The organism is Alteromonas sp. DYW1, assembly GCF_059752595.1.
In genome coordinates this window covers 1,408,971-1,429,380 of record NZ_CM186038.1, presented here as the reverse complement: position 1 = coordinate 1,429,380, position 20,410 = coordinate 1,408,971, and the positions used below count along the sequence as shown (strand labels likewise).

Genomic DNA, 20,410 nt, shown 5'->3' with positions numbered 1-20,410 from the left:
ATTACGGTAACGGCCCCGCCGGCACTGCTATCGCAGAAAGCAGCTGATCAATCACATCATCAACAACAATCCTTTGCGCTTCGGCTTGAAAGTTCAACAACAAACGATGACGCATGACTGCTGGAGCTACCGCTCGGACATCATCCACAGTGACTGCGAAGCGACGGTCCAACAGTGCATGAGCCTTGGCGCACAACACTAAGGCTTGGCCGCAGCGTGGTCCTGCCCCCCACTGCACGAATTGTTGCACTTGTAAGTTGCTACTGACCTGTGGACGAGTTTGTTGTACCAGTTGCACAACCCACTCAGTCATTGCATCACTGATTTCAACCTGTCGCACTAATCCTTGTAATGCCAGCACCTCATCCGCTGTCAGTTGTGCTTGAAGAGATGGCTTAGCGACTCCCGTAGTGCGCTGTAAAATTGCGACTTCATCGCTAAACGTTGGGTAATCCACTTTGACAAACATCAGGAAGCGATCCAATTGTGCTTCAGGCAATGGATAGGTACCGGCCTGCTCAACTGGGTTCTGGGTCGCCAGAACAAAAAACGGCTGTGGTAGTTGACGAACGTCACCGGCATAGCTAATTTGCCGTTCTTGCATAGCTTCGAGCAAGGCAGCTTGGGTTTTCGCCGGCGTGCGGTTGATTTCATCAGCCAAGAGGATTTGAGTAAATACTGGTCCTTGCTGAAATTTAAAGAACTTATCGCCGCTGTCGTGATCAGTTTCCAGTATCTCAGTGCCCAAAATGTCACTGGGCATTAAATCAGGAGTAAATTGAATACGTTTAAAGCTCATTGCCAATGCATCCGCCAGACTGCTTACCATGAGAGTTTTGGCTAAGCCTGGAACCCCTTCGAGTAAACAATGTCCGCCCGCAAGCAAACTAATCAACAATTGCTGTACAACTGAATGCTGACCAACAATGACCTTGCCTATTTCAGCGCTGACCGCATCTAATTTGCTTAACGCCGCTTGTACCTCTGCTTCTGAGGTTATCTCTGTTGTTTGCATAGTTTTATTCCATCAGGCCGTCATCGCATACATCACAATATTGACAGCGAACTTGGTGTTGTCGACACGCAACCAGCGCTTATTACGAAAGTCGTAATCCCATTCACAACCAAAATCTTTATTGCTATAGAGAACGCCAATACGACCGTTAATTTCTATTGCTTTTAAATACTCATGGACCAGATCATCCCCCCACCCGTTCAACTCCATAGAAGTCCGTGGTGGCCCATCAAATTCAAAAAATGACGAATACAGAGGGTGATCATTAGGGATCTTTTGCAGCGCATCAGGCCCAAATATCTCTGCCATCTGCCGCTCAAACGAACGCGCAAACATACCATCGATGTCATGATTGCAATCATCGACAAAAACAAAGCCACCATTGCGCACATAGGTCTCAAAGTTTTGTCTTTCTTGCAGCGAAAATTGAACTAGCCGATGCCCAGCCATATAACAGAAAGGAGCTGTCAGCATAACCGGATCACTTAACGGTACAATCCTCTCGGTTAAATCGACACGCAAACTTGTGTACTCGATTAAGGAATTAAGCACATTAGCAGGCATTCGCTCATCCACATCCCAATTGCCCGATTCATAGCTCAATCGGGTGAAGTAAAAGTCATAAGGTTGAGCATACACTCTGCTTGGTAACGCTGCAGCAAGCGCAAGATATGCACTGGATTTTAGAAAGCGACGACGATTTACATACATGATTGAGTTACTGCTTAGGAACTACAATGGTGAAATTGACTGCCTCAAAAGGCCCATTCAACAGATGGCGCCATCAATGCTTTAAGATTCATAGATGGCGCCGATGCTAGTTAAACAGCGTCAGATAAACTGCTAAAGGTAAAATCTCTGACTTTCATGGTTGGGATCATATTCCCGTCGATCCGCTGAGGTTCGCCCAAAGCTTCGATGTTATTAAGCATCACGATTGGGCTTTCATTAAAGCGGAAGTTCTTGATTGGGAACTTGATTTTGCCATCTTCGATATAGAAAGTGCCATCACGAGTTAACCCGGTGTACAGCAACGTTTGTGGATCGAGCTGACGGATATACCATAAACGCGTAACTAAAATGCCGCGCCGAGTGCTGGCAATCATATCTTCTAGCGATTGATCACCACCTTCCATAATAATGTTGCCACCATTCGGAATATACGGAACGCCAGTTTTCTTTGCCCAATAGGGGGTATTTGGCATGTTCATCACCACCCCATTTTTGATCCAATCCACGCGCTTACGCGGGAAACCATCTCCCCCGAATGGCGCAGCTGGTGCCACCGGATGCTGCGGGTCACTGTATATAGTGACACGCTCATCAAACATTTTCTCGCCCAAGCGATTTTTTGGCGCCTTCTCTGCGTCTTCACCTTCTTTGGGTTTGTAACTTAAGAAACTGCGTCCTTCGTCTGCCGCACGCTGCCCAAAATTAAACGCCATATTATTCAGCAAACCTACGCTGGCCGCCGGTTCAAGTATAACCGTATATTTACCCGGCTCCATGGCTTTAGCGTCAACGCTCCCCTTCGCTTTTTGGATAGCAATACTTGATGCCTTGGCAGTATCAAGCATTTTGTAATCGCTGTAGTTGCGCGTTACCCAGCCAGAACCTTTGCCATCTTCGGTACGAATCGTGACCGAAAAGTCTACGTTAGTGCTGGTGTTATAGGCAAACAAGCCTTTGTTGTTCATGATCGCAGTAAAAGTGACCGCTTCTTCCAAAAAGCCTGACGAAACTAATTTGTTCTTCTTCGATGGGGCAATACTGTTCTCCGCGGCTTGAGCCCGATCTTCGGGTGTCACACTTGCGGTAGACTCAAAGTAAGTATTTGATTTAACGTACTCTTGCTTACCAAATACCGGCATATGTTCTTCATTTTCTGGCGCTAATTTGGCCAATTCCTCAGAACGTCTTACCACCTTCTCTAAAGAGGCATTATCGAATTCATTAATCGTCGCAACGCCCGTGCGCTTGCCAAATGTAGATTGCACCGCCAACGTAAGATCACTCTCTTCACCAGCGGTCGATACGGTGTTTCTAGCATAGCGAATATTGCCACCTACACGACCTTCTAAATTACACTCACACTCATCTGCTTTAGACAACGCTACCACTTTCTTGAGTAGGTCTTGCGCGTCTTTTTCAGTCATTATTGTCATATTCTTTTCCTTCTTTATTCGACTTAGACGTTGCGCGCCGTATTGATCACGTTCACGTTGTTAAAGCGCGTGGTTGGACAGCCATGGGAAACTGCACTCACCTGTGAGGGCTGACCTTTACCATCAAAGAAAGAGCCTCCTAAACGGTAGTCAGATTGTCCTGCCATCTGCACACAATTGTTCCAAAACTCTTGGGTATTGGATTGATAGGCAACGTCTTCAATCTGTTCAGTGATTTTACCGTTCTTGATTTCATAGAACAGTTGTCCACCAAATTGGAAGTTATAGCGTTGCTGGTCGATAGAAAATGAGCCACGGCCTGCAATGTAGATACCGTCTTCGACATCCTTAATAACATCATCAGCAGACAAATCTTCCTTATTTGGACGCAAGGAAACATTCGGCATACGCTGGAATTGCACATCGCGCCAGCTCTGTGAGTAACAGCAGCCATGCGATTCATTTTGGTCGATCATATGGACTTGGTCACGAATTGCTTGATAGTTGACCAAGATGCCATCTTTAACTAAGTCCCATTCCTTCGTTTTTACCCCTTCATCATCATAACCAACGTTACCGAGTGATGTCGGTTGAGTTTTATCTGCAAACAAATTAACGATGTCAGAACCATACTGAAACTTGCCGCTACGCCATTTATCCAGTGTCGCAAAGCTAGTGCCAGCAAAGTTTGCTTCATAACCTAAAACACGGTCGAGTTCTAATGGGTGCCCCACCGATTCGTGGATCGTCAGCATCAAATGTGCAGGGTCAAGAACTAAGTCATATTTACCTGGCTCTACCGATTTAGCTTTTAGCTTTGCTTGTAACTGTTGACCAGCAGCCGCTGCATCTTCAATCATATCGTAACTATTTTTGTAGCCAACATTGGCGCCAGATACCCGTATTTTGTCCTCTTCTTTACCATCCAAATATTCAAACCCCATGCCGACAGGGTTACCTAAACTGGTGCGCTGTTTAAAACCACGTTCACCGATCGCGGTGGCAAAGAATGGTGCCCACAAGCGATGTACATCTTGGTCAATATAGGAGCCATCAGTTGAAGCAAAGTACTTTTGCTCGTTAACCAGAAAGAGTACTGAAGTGATGAAGTTTGCTCCATTTTGCATGGCTGCATCGTTCACAGAGAGTAACAGGTCCACTTTTTCCTTAACTGGAATTTCCATTGCGTTTTTCTTGATTGGCGTTTGCCAACTAACATCACCGACCCCTTTGACAGGTGCCAATTTAACCGGCTCAGTTTGGAATTTAGAATTCGCTTTAGCGACTGCTACCGCTTTCTCTGCAGTGCGCGCGATACTATCAGGTGTCATATTTGAGGTTGAAGCAAAGCCCCAGGTGCCATTAGCAATGACCCGGATGCCAATACCCGCTGACTCGGTATTAACGATATTATCAACGCGATTTTCATTGGTCGTAACAAACTGGTTCAGGTAACGACCAATGCGTGCATCGGCATAGGTTGCCCCTTTGGCTTTTGCTGCGTTCAACGCTATGTTTGCCAACTTCTTCTTGTAGGCTACATCCATTGGCTTATCCAACAATTGATCGGCGCTGACCGCGATCCCGGACACTGGTAGCATAAGCGCTCCCATTCCGGCAGCACCGCCGAGCTTAATAAAATCGCGTCGTTCCATTTCTCTTCCTCTGTCTGACTGGTTTTAATTGTTATCTGTTCTGTGGTAACACAAGCGCATATTGAATGCGACCTTGTCCCGCTGAACCGCTATAAACTCACGGCGAATACCTTAAAATAAGCGACCATGAGTGCGGTTTACAGGTTAAACAGTGTTTTAGTATAGGAGAACAATAAAAAACCGCTCAATGCCAAAGCGGTTTTTTATTGCAAGGAATTCGTAACAAAGCGTTACATGCAGATAAGGCGTTACAAGGTAAGCGCGTAAGCGCCAAGGATTCCGGCTTTATCGCCAAGTTCCGGCGGCTGAATGATGTCAGTAAATTCGACGCCTGCCGGCAACACCAAGTAATCGGCTAACGAACGAGCCGTCTTGCGCGCAATTTCAGCGTACAGCTCCGCGCGGCCCATAACGCCCCCACCGATAACAATTTTAAATGGACTATAGGCTAGCATGAGGTTGTGACACAGCAGTGCCAGCACATCAGTTTCAGCATCCCACGCAGGGTGGTCGACAGGTAGATCTTGCGCCGGCTTTTGCCAAATTTGCCGCATACTTGTGCCTGACGCTAGCCCTTCAACACAGCTGCCATGAAACGAACATTGACCGGTCAGCTCAGCGGGTGCAGGCACCAACCAATGACCCACTTCTGGATGCACTAGCCCCTTTAGGGTTTGCCCATTAATCACCACACCCACCCCCACTCCAGTACCTACGGTGACGTAAACCGCAACCGCTTTCTGTCGGGCTGCCCCCCATAATGACTCCGCTAATGCCGCAGCATTCACATCGGTATCCAAGACAACTTGTACCTTCAGATCACGTTCTAGCCATTGCTTGATAGGCGTATTACTCCATGTAGGTTTGGGCGTGCGTGTAATACAACCAAAACTCGGTGAATTAGGTTGCAAATCAAGTGGGCCAAAACAAGCTAACCCGAGTTGATGAAATTCGTACCCTTTATCACGTAACTGTTGAAAGAAATCCACAACCGCAGTAAGTGTATCGTCCGGCGTTGTTGTTTCCACCCGCTGCTGCGCAACAATATTGCGTTGAGCATCTACTAGGGCACAATTGAACTTCGTCCCTCCGGCTTCTATCGCTGCAACATATGAAGCATGCTGACTCATATTACCCTCACTTAAAATCCGCAAAACCTGATTGCTAGTTGACAATTAACGCAACTTATTCTAAAACGTTTAAGTTAATATAGCGATAATGGCATACAGTGTAAATAGAATGTGACTATCGCAATGCAACTTTCTCCCGTTAATTAGCCGATACTGGGCTTCCAGTGAAGTAGGTGGAGCATTATGGATCTACAACTAGAAAGTCAAAGAACACTTCAGCGGGTGCTCTCCGATCTCGATCTGGAGCAACTACCAAAAGTACAGCAAAAAACTTTCGTTGCACGTCTGCATTTAGAGTTTCCACAACTATTCACCCTGCTTCATCAGATCTACGGGCATCGCTACGATTTTTATTTTCATATTCAGGCATTACTTAAAATTATGCTTGCTGGGTACACGGAACGCCCACGTCGACTTAAAACGCATGATCAAAAACGACTTAATTCTCCACTATGGTATCGCAGTGAAAACATGGTGGGTATGGCACTTTATGTCGATTTATTTGCTGGCGACTTACGTGGTGTCATCCGTCAAATTCCATATTTCCAGACACTTGGGATCACCTATTTACACCTTATGCCGTTATACAAATCTCCGGAAGGTGACAGTGACGGTGGCTATGCAGTTTCCGACTATCGCACTGTAAACCCCCGCTTGGGCAGTGTAAAAGATCTCGAAGTGTTATCCAAAGCATTAGCAGACGTTGGCATTAGTCTAGTCCTTGACTTTGTCTTTAATCACACTTCCGATGAGCATCGCTGGGCCCTCGCAGCCAAAGCCGGTGAACGAGAGTATCAAGAGTTTTACTATATGTTCGATGATCGCACTATTCCTGATCAATACGAGCAACATTTAAGAGAAATTTTCCCCCAAGTGCGACGTGGTAATTTCACTTGGAATGAAGAGTCGGGTAAATGGGTATGGACCACATTTAACAACTTCCAGTGGGATTTAAATTACTCAAATCCCGCGGTGTTTAATGCGATTGTCGGAGAAATGCTATTTCTCGCTAACCTCGGTTGTGAGGCTTTGCGACTTGATGCACTCGCCTTCATATGGAAGGAAATGGGTACAAATTGTGAAAACCAAGCCAACGCCCATCGTCTCATTCAGGCATTTAATAGCTGTTTACGCGTTGTTGCACCTGCGGTTGTGTTTAAATCCGAAGCCATCGTACACCCTGATGAGGTCAATAAGTATATAGCGCCAGAGGAATGCCAACTGTCATATAACCCTTTATTAATGGCGCTTATTTGGAATAGCCTGGCAACTAGAAAAACTCACTTACTGACCGAATCTATGCGCCGTAGTTTTACTATTAATCCGGCATGTACCTGGGTCAATTATGTGCGTTGTCATGATGATATTGGTTGGACCTTTGATGACAAAGTTGCGTGGCAACTGGGTATTAATGCAAATGACCACCGCCATTTTCTCAATCAATTTTATACCGGCCGATTTGAAGGCAGCTTTGCCAACGGCGTCGCTTTTGCCGAAAACCCGTCGAATGGCGACTGCCGTGTATGCGGCTCACTAGCTTCGCTGGCGGGATTAGAACAAGCAATCGAACAAAATGATGCATTGCAAATCGAGCATGCCATCGCACGCATCTTATTGGTACATACTATTATCTTTGGCATTGGTGGGATCCCATTATTGTATTCTGGCGATGAGCTCGGTTTACTGAATGATTACACTTATCAACAAGACGTCTCAAAGCAACATGATGCGCGCTGGGTCCAGCGGATTGCGGTGACTGAATCTGCCGTAGCTCGCGCGCATGCTGAAGGTCGACCAGAGCAGCGTATATTTATGGGCTTGCAAAAACTTATCGCGTTGCGCCAGTCGTTGCCAATATTAGGTGTCGCTGAAACCCAAATTTTGGTGACTAATAACCCGCATGTGTTTGCTTTTTTACGCCACAACGAAAACAACCAGAAATTACTCGCATTACATAATTTCAGTGAGCATACTCAACGAGTTGATAAAAAGGTATTGGAGACCATTGGCCATCGCAATCTACAAGATTTGCTGCAGGAAGTAGAATTCGAATACTTTGACCAAGATGTGGTTTTAGCACCGTATCAGGTTAGTTGGTTGCGCGCTCAGTACTAGACTAAACACCAATTCAACGCGACCGAATTGAGTCGCGTTCCACTACCCGTGTAGCAAAAACCATTTGCTTGCTTTCACCAGAAAGCAACATCGTTGCGGCCAGTTTGCCCTTTTCAATACTTTGCTGACACACCGTGGAAAGGGGTGGCGTTGAGCGTTCAGCTTCGGGGATCCCGTCAAAGCCCGTGATTGAAACATCCTCGGGTACACGTAAACCTAGTCCTTTGGCAACTCGAATCGCAGACAATGCGATTACATCACTCATACACAGCAGTACATTGGGGCGAGGGCTTCTAGTTAGTGCTTCACGCGCAGCAATTTCAGCATTAGCTGGATTATTAATAGGAATATTCCAAATTGCATCAGCTGGAATATGCTGTCCGGCCTCTTTCGCTGCCTTAAAAAAACCCGCTAAGCGATCTCTGGATATTTCCTTATACTCTTGTTCAACATCTTCTTGAGTTAAACGACATACACGATTTGAATCGATAAGCTTCAAACCAAGGATTGCCACCTCATCCTTTGATCCAATGGCGAGACGTGCAATTTGGTAAGCCCCTTGTTGATTATCGATATTAACTGATGCGCTTGTACCACCATCGAAATCAACCACAACTATCGGTTTGCCAGTGCGCAAAATACGTTCGTAGGTCGCCTCATTAATCGTACCGTAAAGAATAAAGCCATCGGGTAAAGACTCTGCGCCCCGTTGCTCCGAATTATCCACATCGCTGGATAACAACAGCATATGCTTATTATTTTCTGCCAGCACATCGGCGATACCCTGCAACAACTGACTCGCCACTGGGTCCGATAGACTGTAACTTAGTGAATCAGACAACATGACACCGATAACATCGGACGCGCCACGGCGTAATGTTCGCGCGGCAAGGTTTGGCCCATGATATCCCAACTTAGCCGACTCTTTTAAAATTCGTTCACGCAACTTCGCCGACAATTGATCCGGCCGATTAAAGGCATTAGATATTGTCGCCGTAGATACGCCAAGCGCATGAGCAACCTGCTTGAGATTCATTTTCGCTTTAATGGCTAAGCCCTCTATTTTGACACGTGATTCAGTGCATTTTACACGCCCTACACCAAATCAACTTAAATCTTTAAGACACGTTTAGAAAAGCAATATAGCGATGATCAGCGCAATAAACAATAATTGCATTGAAAAATGCAAACTTATCTGTTTTGGCATGCAGTGCAAAGCTGCCAAAGCATTTTTATTGCATGTTACGCACAAACGATATTGATCCATATCCCACAAAAAAATAAACATTAAAGCTATATTTTACAATGCTTTACAATAAACTAAGAAAAACTTTTCAACGTCAATCGGCACAAAATTAAGCGTTAATCATCAGTGCTTTTGACGCCTCTTAGCCCTTATTAAAAAAACCAAATAATTACTGGATCATTTTATCTTAAACCTTTAAGATTAATCTTAACAACATATTTACAACCGGTCATTTTGTGATTGACCCATTGCAATAGCGTGGTATTCAAATGTCAGGCAGCGTCACCGATAAACCCTCTATGTCGTTTTGGCAAATCTGGAATATGAGCTTTGGCTTTTTCGGGATCCAATATGGCTTTGGTCTGCAGCAAGCTAATTTAAGCCCTATATTCAGGTACCACGGTGCCGATGAAGCCAGCCTCCCGATCCTGTGGTTAGCGGGCCCCGTCACAGGTTTACTGATCCAACCGTTAATTGGTGCAATGAGTGATGGTACTTGGACACGTTTTGGACGGCGCAAACCCTACTTTTTGATTGGTGCATTAGTTGCCAGCGTCGCAGTTATGTTTATGCCTTATGTGCCTTATTTGTGGATGGCAGTCGGCCTATTCTGGATTCTAGATGCGGGGATGAATACCGCAATGGAACCCTATCGAGCATTGGTCGGTGATAAGTTGAACACGCAGCAGCGAACCGTTGGCTACGCAATGCAAACCTTCATGCTCGCTGCGGGCCAAATGTTGGCTGGGCTAATGCCACTGATCATGCTGGCATTTGGCGTGTCAGCGGCTACCGACGGTAATACAATACCTGACATTGTAAAGTATTCATTCGTTATTGGCGTGGTAGCAATACTGATTTCAGTCACTTGGACCAACTTAACAACCAAAGAAGATCCACCAGAGGACTTGGTCGCATTCAGGCAAGCCCGCGCGGGCAAAAATCTATTATTAAGTGCGATTACTGATATCGGAAAAGCTGTCAAAAATATGCCCGATGAAATTCGTCGATTATGGTGGGTAAAATTCTTTTCATGGTATGGCATGCCGTTAATGTGGCAGTATCTAGCCTTGTCGATCGCGCGACATAGCTTTAATGCTCCAACACCTGACTCGCCCGGGTTTGCAGAAGGTACTGCGAATGTTGGCCTGGCATTTACGGTGATGAACATAACCACAGTCATTCTGTCATTTTTAGTACCCTCGATTACCCGCAGGATAGGTAAGAAAAACACCTATGCTCTGTTTCTACTTATTGGCGGTTGTGGCTTTGTGTCTATGCTATTTTCCGACTCACTGAATTGGGTTCTATTTACTATGGCGTTAGTCGGTATCGGTTGGGCTGGCATTATTACCATGCCATTTATTATTGCTGCGGATGTGGTAGATCGCGCGCAAATGGGTATCTATATGGGCCTGCTTAATGCGTTCATTTGTTTACCACAAATTATTAGCATGACCACCATCGGTTTTTACTATGACTCTCTACTGCAATCAGATCCGCGAAACGCACTCGTTTTATGCGGTGTTTGCCTTATTCTTGCTGCACTTTGTGCAACGCGATTACGCGATAATCTGCATCAGGTAGATACCGGTGAGGTATTAGAATCTGAAACCAACGCTCGAACCATGACCGAACGCTAACTGACAGGTACTCAATGTGACTAATCGAAGTAATTTGCAGCGTGTATGGTGGAAAGAAGCGATCGTCTATCAGATCTATCCACGCAGCTTTCAGGATAGTAATGGTGATGGGATCGGCGACTTACGGGGGATCATAAATCGGTTAGACTACATCGCCAGTTTAGGTATTGACGTAGTCTGGCTCAACCCGATTTATCATTCACCGAATGATGATAATGGTTATGATATCGCCGATTACCAGCGCATTATGGCTGAGTTTGGCGACATGGAAGACTTTAACGAACTACTCCAAGGGATGCATGATCGCAATATCAGGCTAGTGATGGATCTGGTTGTCAATCACTCAAGTGACGAGCATCCTTGGTTTGAAGCCTCACGTAGCAGTCGAGATAATCCTTACCGCGACTATTACCACTGGTGGCCAGCAGAACAAGGCACGCCACCAGCACGCTGGAGCTATTTTGATAAACAAGGCTCGGCTTGGAAATACGATGCGCATACCGATGCCTACTATTTGCATTATTTTTCCGAAAAACAACCCGATCTCAACTGGGAAAATCCCAAACTACGTCAAGAAATCTACGACATGATGCACTTTTGGTTTAAAAAAGGCATTGATGGGTTTCGTATGGACGTGATCACATTCATATCCAAACACCCCGGGTATCCAGAGTTTCCGCCCGAGTATCAAGGGCAGAATATGATCGACATCTATGCTCAAGGACCAAACCTGCATCGCTATCTGCAAGAAATGAACGAACAGGTCCTACGCCATTATGACATTATGACTGTCGCTGAAGGACCTGGCACCAAGCCAGATAATGTACTGGCATTGGTTGATGAGCGCCGCAATGAACTTAACATGAACTACCATTTCGACCATCAAGCGATTGGGGTTGGAGCACGCTATATTTTAAATGATGATTTCCAGAATCTGGTTAAATTTAAACAAGTCCTGACTGAGTGGGATGAGGTTTTTGCAGAACATGGCTGGAATACTATCTATCTAGGCAACCACGATTTCCCCCGCATGGTCTCGCGCTGGGCCAGTGATGAGCCTCGCTGGCGTGCCATTGCGTCGAAAATGTTAACCGCGTTTTTATTATCGATGCGAGGAACCCCCTACTATTATATGGGCGACGAAATTGGTATGACTAATATCAAGTTCGACGATATCGAGAGTTACCAAGACTTAATGACGATCAATTGGTATTACCTCACACAAGCTGAAGGCGGTGACACTCAAGCATTGCTGGAATCGCATAAGATAACCGCGCGCGATAATGCCAGAACCCCGATGCAATGGGACACAACTGATAATGCTGGCTTTACTTCTGGCTCCCCGTGGCTTGCGGTGAACCCTAATTACCTTGAAGTCAACGTGGCGGCACAAGAGCAACAGCCCAATTCCGAACTACACTTTTTCCGCCGTATGGCTGCACTGAGAAGATCAGAACTCGCGTTAATCTATGGAGATTACCATCTGCTGTTGCCTGAGGATCCGGCCATTTATGCATACACTCGAACGTTGGAAAATGACAGGTTATTAGTGCTGCTGAACTTCTCTGAAGTTACGCAAACCTGTTCAATTACGAGCATAACAGAGACGTCAGAGGTTTTAATTAATAACTACCCTACTGTAGAACTAAATGAGGGAAGCCTAGAATTAGCCCCCTACCAAGCACTCATTCTTAGGATTGATTAATCTGTTGTAAAGCGTTGCAGGAACTCATCATGGGCCAGCATTTTTTGCAGTGGCCCTTGTTTCGCTGAGCGAATCTTCCCCAAAATGCCAAATAACTCCTGCTCAGCCAACGCGTCGACCGTTGGATGGTAATCCTGCGGCATAATACCCTGGCCCAGCATGACTTGAACCCACGACGCATCGCGGAAAATATCGTTCTGCTCGTTAAAGATGGCAGCAGACGCTTTAAACGCTTCTATCTTACTGTGCAGTCTAGTTGGGATATTGAGTTCACGCATGTAACGCCAGAAGTCTGAATCCTGCCTTTCATTTACGTAATAATGCAAAATGATAAAGTCACGAATGGTTTCGAATTCCTGTTGCGACTCTTCGTTATACAAGTCTATCATGGCCGATGAAATGCTCTGATTAGGGAACATTTTCATCAGTCGCACAATACCTGACTGGATCAAGTGAATACTGGTGCTTTCTAATGGCTCCAAAAAGCCGCTACTTAAGCCGATAGCAATTACGTTTTTATTCCATTGTTTGCGTGTGCGACCGGTGGTAAATGTAATCTTACGCGGTTCATCGAGGGCTTTACTGTCAAGATTTTGCATTAGCGTTTGTTCAGCCTGCGCGTCTGTCGTGAATTTTGAGCTATATACGATACCGTTGCCGTTGCGATGGGTCAGTGGGATCCGCCATTGCCATCCACAAGCATGCGCAATGCTGCGCGTATAAGGCAGCGTCGATGCAAACCGCTCACTTGGCACTGCTAGTGCGCTATCAGCGGGTAGAAGTTCACTGTAATCGTCGTACTCTACACCCAGCGCCTGCTTGATCAGAAGACCACGAAAACCCGTACAGTCTATGAACAAATCACCGTCTATGCGCGTTTGACCTTGTAAGTGCAACGCCTTGATAAAGCCCGTTTGCGGATCTTGTTCGACACGATCGATGATCCCTTCCGTGCGCTTAACCCCATTTTCCTCTGCCATTTTACGCAAAAACAGACCATATAAGCCGGAATCGAAATGATATGCATAAGGTACGTCATACACCGGATTCTGAGTATTGACTTTATTAAATACGCCCTGCTGCGCGCTCAAATAATTAAGGTCGAAGTCCCACAATGAATCATTCAATCCGAGTTGCTTTGCTTTTAGCCAATAGTGATGGAAGCTGCAAAAACCAATGGTCGCGCCCGGTGCCCCGAAAGTATGGAAGTAACTCTCGCCGGGCACACGCCAGTTCTCAAATTTAATTGCGAGTTTAATTGTCCCGTTGGTGGCTCTAAGAAAATCCTTTTCATCAATGCCTAAGGTTTGGTTAAATATTTGAAGCGGTGGAATCGTCGCCTCTCCTACCCCAACAATTCCGATCGACTCCGATTCAATCAGTTGGATTTCGATATTCTTTGGTAATACTTTACGCAGCAATGCTGCTGTCATCCAACCCGCGGTACCACCACCAGCAATGACTACTTTTCGAACTGAATTGTGCATTAATAAAACCGTTCTGACATTATCACTTGATACTTTAAAGCGCGTGTAAGCAAAAGTAAAAAAGACCTCAAAAGCTAAACCCAAGGGCTTAGCTTAAGAGGTCTTCCACGGGACTCGAGTTAATAGAATGAGTAGTTAAAGTTTAACAAGTAAGCCGGGCCGAATGAACGACGCTGACGGACAATACCAGGGAAGCTATTATCGCTTGTTTCTTCATCTACATCTGTTAGGTTCGTGCCCTGTAATGAAATACGCAGGCCTTGCAGCCATTCAATATCAGTGTTATCTGCAAAGTCGTAACTGATTTGTGCATCAACTAGCGTAACGCCTTCGCGAGTTGCTTCAGCAATCTTGTTCGAACCACCTCTCTCATAAGTGAGGAAGTCTGAGCGATCAGTCGCCGCTACACGAATTTCAAAACCATTCATCTCGTAGTATGCGGTAAATGAGAAGGTTTCGTCAGACTGACCTGGGATCCGTGAGCCATTGTCTAGTTCTGCATCGATAAAGGTCGCTGATGCGGCAAAGCCAAATCCATCTAACGCATCGGAAACTACACGTAAAGGCACGTTTGCCGTTAATTCAAAGCCTTCTACACTGCCTTCGTTGCCATCTTGGAACGAAGACTCAGTGCCGAAGTCTGGCGGCGTTGCTAAATCACCTGCGTCAAAGAACGTGCCACCGCCCGGGCCATAAAAACCCGCAACATCAATGACACGATCATGGAAGCCAGGAATAAAGTAGTTAGCACCTTCGTTATTGGGATCGTTGGTGAAATCGATCAACGTTTGCGCGTCCAATGTCCAGTTCACAAGATCTTTGTAGAAGAACGCGGCAGATAAATATCCTTCTTCAGCGAAATAATACTCATATGAAAGATCAAAGTTATTGGCCTCCAGCGGACGTAGTTCAGGATTCCCACCCGCTTTAGACCATGGTGATCCGAATTGCTGCACCGCTTCTACGGAGTTTGGGATCGTAATGAACTGGATATTTTGGTCGAACTTTACGAATGCAGAGGCTTGCATTTGGTCGATTCGCGCACGACTGATAGATTTATTGGCGGCGAAACGTACGAACTGACTGTCGCCAACTTCCCAACTCACGTTCAAGCTCGGTAGCGTATGGCTGTATGAAGCACCAGCACTGCGCTCACAATCGGTATCAATAACCCCATCGTTGTTATCGTCACACACCGCGAAATTTGGTCCAACGATACCAATGTAACCGGTCGACTGTTGGTCTGTATCAACGTATTGTAAACCTATATTACCCGTTAGCGGCTTACCCATTAGTTCAGTACTAAAGTCTGCTTTTACATATAGCGTAAGCACTTCTTCGTCTACGGTGTAGGTGTCTCCCAGACGGTCAGGCTCTAAGAAACCCGCATCATTGAGCACATAGGTACCATCGTTATAGGGTGCAAATCCATCATACGCAACAACCTGGCCAAACCCTGCCCAAGATAAATCGGCCAAGCCAAAAATGTAATTGTTAGGTATTGCAGCAGAATTGGGTTGGGTATCGTTAAAATAAGACGCGGCGGTAGCAAAGAAACCTTTATTCACCTTATCTTTGTAACGGTCACTATAGTTAACCCCAAAGGTAACGTGAGTGAAGAAATCGCCTTCTAAAAAGGTATCTGCTTCTAAGCGAATAGTGGTTAATTCCTCTTCAAAGTCCGCGAAGTTGTTAAAACCATCCTGCGCATTTAGATACGTATACGGGTCACCATTTGGACGTAACAAATCGGTTGTAAACTGATCGGCCAAGTTGGCCAAGCCACCACCCCACACCTGTGGTCCAGTTAATTGCAGTAAGGCTGGATCTGAAAAAGCATTTAAACCACTGGAACCCGTAAAGAAGATCCCGTCTGGGCTCATTACAAATTGTCGTGTGCCGAGCTGATCAGCTGAAAGCGTGCCTGAACGTGCCAAGCCTGCATAAGATTCTGCCCGTTGATCACGCTTGCTTGATTCACTTCGAGCGGCATCAAGTGTAACCGTCCAATCATCATTCAGTGCATATTCTAAATTGACCCCAAAGACTTGCAGGTCACCTTCTTTTTGCAGTGGATCAGTACGCAACACAGGATTTGCTTCAATTTGCGTGCCCGTTACATTTGCGCCAGTGCCTTGCAAACTGCTTTGGTCGACCACGAAAGGTTCAATAAATCCGCGCAGGACTCCCGAGTCAGAATAATCGATATTGAGATAATCAAAGACGATGTCGACTTTCTCAGTGGGACGCCACTGCAATATTGCAGAAACAGTGTCACGTTTTAGTTCTGTACTGATGGCTTGAGTATCTAAACCAGTAGGCAATATCTGCCCTGCGTCATTTTCTGAATAGCCCCATACCCCGTATTTTTGTTGATTATTGGGTGATTCAGTGGTGGCTAACGAAACCGCTAGCCCAACTGTGTCGTCAGCAAACTTCTCGATAAAAGAAAGGGCAAATCGATGACCTTTGTTATCAAACTCGGGGTTATCAGAATCATTACCGGTTTGTTCATATAATCCGTTGAGAGTTAAGGTTTCTTGAGCTTGCAAAGGACGCACGGTTTGTAAGTCCACTGTACCACCAATGCCCTGTACTAATAGCGTGGCATCCATACTCTTATAGATAGTGGCACCAGTCATGATTTCAGAAGGATACAGGTCGTATTCCACGCCACGGTTATCACCAATACCAATTAACTCTCGCCCATTAAGTGAGGTACCAGTAAAGTCTTCTTTAAATCCACGCACCGAAATACCAGAGGTACGCCCCCCGACTCGTTCGCCGGCGAGGCCAGGCAAACGCGCTAATGATTCAGCAATGGATGAATCCGGCAATTGACCAATATCTTCTGCAGAGATCGCTTCGACAATCGAACTGCTGTCCATCTTGACGGCTTGCGAGCGGATCAAGGAACCGCGGATACCTTTGACTGAAATAACTTCCACATCTTCAGCTGATGGTTCTTGCTGCGCTTGCTGGGATAACGCCTGCCCTGAAAACAATGCAGTAGAAACTGCGACGGACAACAACGCTGGTTTGAATAAGCTTGGTTTTCTCATTGTGTGTGCCTTTGCTCGATTAAAACGTGTTTGTGGGTGTAACAATATTGTTAATACTAGTTAACAATTTTTAACCAATCAAGCTTTTTCTTAATTGTTTAAGATCTTTTTAAACCCTTTATTTTTAGCAATAGTGAGAGTTATTAAAAATTTTGACTTAAATGTTTTAGCTTTAGACTGTATTGCGTAAATCTGATCAACTAATCGCACAGCAACATTCGGACCTGAATAATAAAAAAACACGGTGGTCAAAATTTAATCTATATTTTAGTAGGCAGCATGCGTTAGCACAGTTTTCAAAATTGAAATGGAGGTGACTGATGAGCAACACCCAGCACTGGGATGCGGCAACCATTGCACAACGCTATGAGCAGGTAAAATTAGATATCATTAATATGAATCTTAAAAACCGGCGTTTCTTAGTCGGGCTGATTATTACCTTAATGATCGGCGTTGCCATATCTGCATTTTACCTTTTCCCTAAAGACAAAATTGAACCTTGGTTCTTTGTCGTATTGTTTGGGTTGATGCTAATCGGCGTGATTTTTATATTTTTAGTGGTAAACACATCTGAAAAGTGTGTTTCAAAGCTGACCATTTGTTCAATCGTGATCGATGACAAACAAGTTTTTCTAGAAAGTATATCTGAGGTCTCCTGTGGTGGAGACGCAATTAAAACTTTTCTTCAATTCTGCGACAAAACCACAAATATAGTCAAAGCAGCCAAAGGAGCTGAATAAATGCATAAGGATATAGAAGCAGCAGTCGCTCATTTAGAGGAAAGTCGACGTAGAGCAAAACTCACATTCACCGCTGCGCTACTCATCGTTTTAGCAATTGCAACAGCCTTTTACTACGCAGCTCTCGAGTATTCTACCAATCGCGAAGAGCTTAACGCACTGCGCTTAGAAATGCAGGAACTGAGACAGCAAACAGAGCAATTACAGTCTGAAAGTGAGTCTTTCAAGCTACGTACACAAGCTTCGTTTAATGACATGAGTCAATTTAAACAATCGTTTGAAGCCTTAGCGCTGACCAGCAGTTCGCTAGACAAAGCGTTATATGTCGCTGAGAAATACCTACAAAAAGCGCCCTTAAATAGTGAAGAATTACGTGTAATGCAAACTTCACTTGAGGACCACTCGGATTCCGGTTCATCACATTTGCTACAAGGTATTCATTTTCTCGAAAACAAAGATTTTGCAGCTGCCACACGCGAGTTCGAGAAAGCCCGTCAAACGCAAGCGACCCAAGCTCTCGCAACTTGGGGCTTAGGCCGAGTCATGCTTGATAGCAAGCAATTTGATCAGGCACTAGAGATTTTCAATCAATTAGTGACGAGTTCTGATGACAGTATACGCTATGGTGTGCTGGTCGATAGAGGGCTTACTTGGGTTAGGCTAACCAATGTTGAAAAAAACCTTTATAAAGCCCTAGCCGATTATAAGTCTGCAATTGCAATTGGTGAACGTTACCCAACGGTTTATCGGCGTCGAGGACTAGTGCTATTGCATATGGGCGAAATAGAACATGCCCGTCGCGACTTTGAAAAAGCCGTAAATTTATCAATCAACGATGCTGAATTGGCTTCGGCATTAGAAAACATTGGTCTTATCTATTTACAAGAAAAACAATGGAAAAAAGCTATCGAAAACTCCCGTTTTGTCGCCCAAATTTATCCGCAAAGCACGTGGAATTGGTCTATTCAAGCAATTGCTGCGGCTCAAGACAATCGCCAAGAAATGCGAAAGTGTGCGGTTTTAAAATGGATAAATAGTGGGGGGACACCTAAATCATCCATGCTTCATTATGTAGTGCCTGCACAATGGCAGCTGCTTAGTGAATTTTACGCCTCACATCAATCAATGCTTGCCGAAGGTGCCAATGAGTCTTGCAATATACTTGCAGACCAGGCGTCATCAAACGCCCTAAAAAGCCTTTAAATGTTCAAGTTCTGCATGGCGCACAGATTCACCTATTTGGGCGCCAGATAAACCTGCAGCTATGGCTGATTTAGCCGCAGCAGATGGGTCAAAAGCAGCCATATGCTGAGCCAAGCGGCGCGCAAAGTCAGCTTGTGTATAGGCCTTATTCTTCAACGTTGGCCCGCGCCCCTGCGCATCACACTGACATGCCATCAAGAACTGTTCAAACCGTAATGGTTGTTTCACAGCATCCATTCCTTGGATAAGAAAGTTATACAACGTTTGCGGTTTTAATTGTGTAATCCGATGACAATGGGTGTGCCATTGGCTAGTCAGACACGCCAGATCTCGGTATTTATTCGGGACTCGCCAACGCTGACAAAACCCTTTAATCACCTCTACGCCTGCGGCTTCATGGCCGCTTAAATTTCCATTTCGCGCGAAGCAAACAGACTTACCAAAATCATGCATAACGACAGCAAAGCGGGTTGCTACGTCACACTCAAGCTCGGCTGCGCGCTTCAATGCTAACATTGTGTGTGTTAGCACATCACCTTCAGGATGATACTCCGCCGGTTGTTCAACGCCCTGCATGGCTTCAATCTCAGAAAAAATCCCCAAGCCCATTAAGGCATTGAAATACAATTGTGGGTGTGGTTCAGATAGAGCCTTTTCAGTTTCTGCCCAAACACGCTCTGCAACTAGAAAATCCAGTTCACCACTTGCTTGCATTGTTGCAATAAGGTTTTGCGTTGAAGCATGAATGCGCCAACCTTCACCAAACCTCGCGTAAAATCTGGCAAGCCGTAATACTCGTACCGGGTCTTCTGAAAAGGCCTGTGTCGTGTGCCGTAACAGCTTTTCCTGCAGGTCTCTCTTGCCTCCATAGGGGTCGATTAATACGCCGTCGCCGGTCATTGCCATTGCATTAATGGTAAGGTCGCGGCGCGCGAGGTCCTGCTCTAAAGTAACGCTGGCATTCGCATCAACAATAAATCCTTTGTACCCTCTACCTTGTTTCCGTTCAGTGCGCGCTAAGGCAAATTCCTGTTTGCTTTGCGGATGCAAAAACACGGGAAAATCAGCGCCCACGGAGATAAATCCGAGCGCTTCCATTTGTTCTGGAGTTTTACCCACCACAACATAGTCGTGATCTTTCGGAGTGAGCCCGAGTAATTTATCTCTGACAGCTCCACCGACCAAGTAAACGTGGTCATTGAGTTCTTGAGGGAATAAAGATTTAGTCGCTGACATTAGGTAAA

General features: G+C 45.4%; 14 protein-coding genes. 5 read left to right on the top strand and 9 right to left on the bottom strand.

What is annotated here, in order from left to right; genetic code table 11:
• Position 1 precedes the first annotated feature (1 nt).
• From AC121Z_RS06370 to AC121Z_RS06350, 5 genes are all read right to left on the bottom strand, one after another.
• Complete coding sequence (locus AC121Z_RS06370; protein ID WP_498127496.1) at positions 2–1,015, bottom strand: AAA family ATPase; 1,014 nt, start codon at positions 1,013–1,015, stop codon at positions 2–4.
• Between the two features lie 12 nt (positions 1,016–1,027).
• Positions 1,028–1,726 carry a DUF4159 domain-containing protein gene (locus AC121Z_RS06365; RefSeq protein ID WP_498127494.1) on the bottom strand — a complete coding sequence of 233 codons (699 nt, stop codon included), beginning with the start codon at positions 1,724–1,726 and terminating at the stop codon, positions 1,028–1,030.
• A gap of 110 nt (positions 1,727–1,836) precedes the next feature.
• Entirely contained in the window at positions 1,837–3,180 is a 1,344-nt protein-coding gene (locus tag AC121Z_RS06360) for a TldD/PmbA family protein (RefSeq protein WP_498127492.1), read from the bottom strand.
• Positions 3,181–3,203: 23 nt separating this feature from the next.
• Complete coding sequence (locus AC121Z_RS06355) at positions 3,204–4,835, bottom strand: TldD/PmbA family protein (protein ID WP_498127491.1); 1,632 nt, start codon at positions 4,833–4,835, stop codon at positions 3,204–3,206.
• A 248-nt stretch (positions 4,836–5,083) separates the two neighbouring features.
• Positions 5,084–5,965: an ROK family protein gene (locus AC121Z_RS06350; protein ID WP_498127489.1), complete on the bottom strand. Its 882-nt coding sequence runs from the start codon at positions 5,963–5,965 to the stop codon at positions 5,084–5,086.
• A gap of 183 nt (positions 5,966–6,148) precedes the next feature.
• Here AC121Z_RS06350 and AC121Z_RS06345 point away from each other — a divergent pair, with 183 nt between their 5' ends.
• Complete coding sequence (locus tag AC121Z_RS06345) at positions 6,149–8,080, top strand: amylosucrase (RefSeq protein ID WP_498127488.1); 1,932 nt, start codon at positions 6,149–6,151, stop codon at positions 8,078–8,080.
• Positions 8,081–8,093: 13 nt separating this feature from the next.
• Here AC121Z_RS06345 and AC121Z_RS06340 read toward each other — a convergent pair whose 3' ends face one another.
• On the bottom strand, positions 8,094–9,116 hold the full coding sequence (locus AC121Z_RS06340) for a LacI family DNA-binding transcriptional regulator (RefSeq protein WP_498127487.1): 1,023 nt from the start codon (positions 9,114–9,116) through the stop codon (positions 8,094–8,096).
• A 479-nt stretch (positions 9,117–9,595) separates the two neighbouring features.
• Here AC121Z_RS06340 and AC121Z_RS06335 point away from each other — a divergent pair, with 479 nt between their 5' ends.
• Entirely contained in the window at positions 9,596–10,969 is a 1,374-nt protein-coding gene (locus tag AC121Z_RS06335; RefSeq protein ID WP_498127485.1) for an MFS transporter, read from the top strand.
• Between the two features lie 16 nt (positions 10,970–10,985).
• On the top strand, positions 10,986–12,674 hold the full coding sequence (locus AC121Z_RS06330; RefSeq protein WP_498127484.1) for a glycoside hydrolase family 13 protein: 1,689 nt from the start codon (positions 10,986–10,988) through the stop codon (positions 12,672–12,674).
• Here AC121Z_RS06330 and AC121Z_RS06325 read toward each other — a convergent pair.
• Positions 12,671–14,161, bottom strand: coding sequence for a tryptophan halogenase family protein (locus AC121Z_RS06325; protein ID WP_498127483.1), 1,491 nt, complete (start codon positions 14,159–14,161; stop codon positions 12,671–12,673). The two genes, AC121Z_RS06330 and AC121Z_RS06325, sit on opposite strands and share 4 nt — an antisense overlap.
• Before the next feature lie 119 nt (positions 14,162–14,280).
• On the bottom strand, positions 14,281–17,223 hold the full coding sequence (locus tag AC121Z_RS06320) for a TonB-dependent receptor (protein WP_498127481.1): 2,943 nt from the start codon (positions 17,221–17,223) through the stop codon (positions 14,281–14,283).
• 320 nt (positions 17,224–17,543) lie between these two features.
• Between AC121Z_RS06320 and AC121Z_RS06315 the strand changes: the two genes are divergently transcribed.
• Both AC121Z_RS06315 and AC121Z_RS06310 read left to right on the top strand, forming a co-directional pair.
• Complete coding sequence (locus tag AC121Z_RS06315) at positions 17,544–17,963, top strand: hypothetical protein (RefSeq protein WP_498127479.1); 420 nt, start codon at positions 17,544–17,546, stop codon at positions 17,961–17,963.
• Positions 17,964–19,166, top strand: coding sequence for a tetratricopeptide repeat protein (locus AC121Z_RS06310; protein ID WP_498127477.1), 1,203 nt, complete (start codon positions 17,964–17,966; stop codon positions 19,164–19,166).
• Here the strand turns inward: AC121Z_RS06310 and AC121Z_RS06305 are convergent.
• Positions 19,152–20,402 carry a multifunctional CCA addition/repair protein gene (locus AC121Z_RS06305; protein WP_498127475.1) on the bottom strand — a complete coding sequence of 417 codons (1,251 nt, stop codon included), beginning with the start codon at positions 20,400–20,402 and terminating at the stop codon, positions 19,152–19,154. The genes AC121Z_RS06310 and AC121Z_RS06305 overlap by 15 nt on opposite strands.
• Positions 20,403–20,410: the final 8 nt, after the last annotated feature.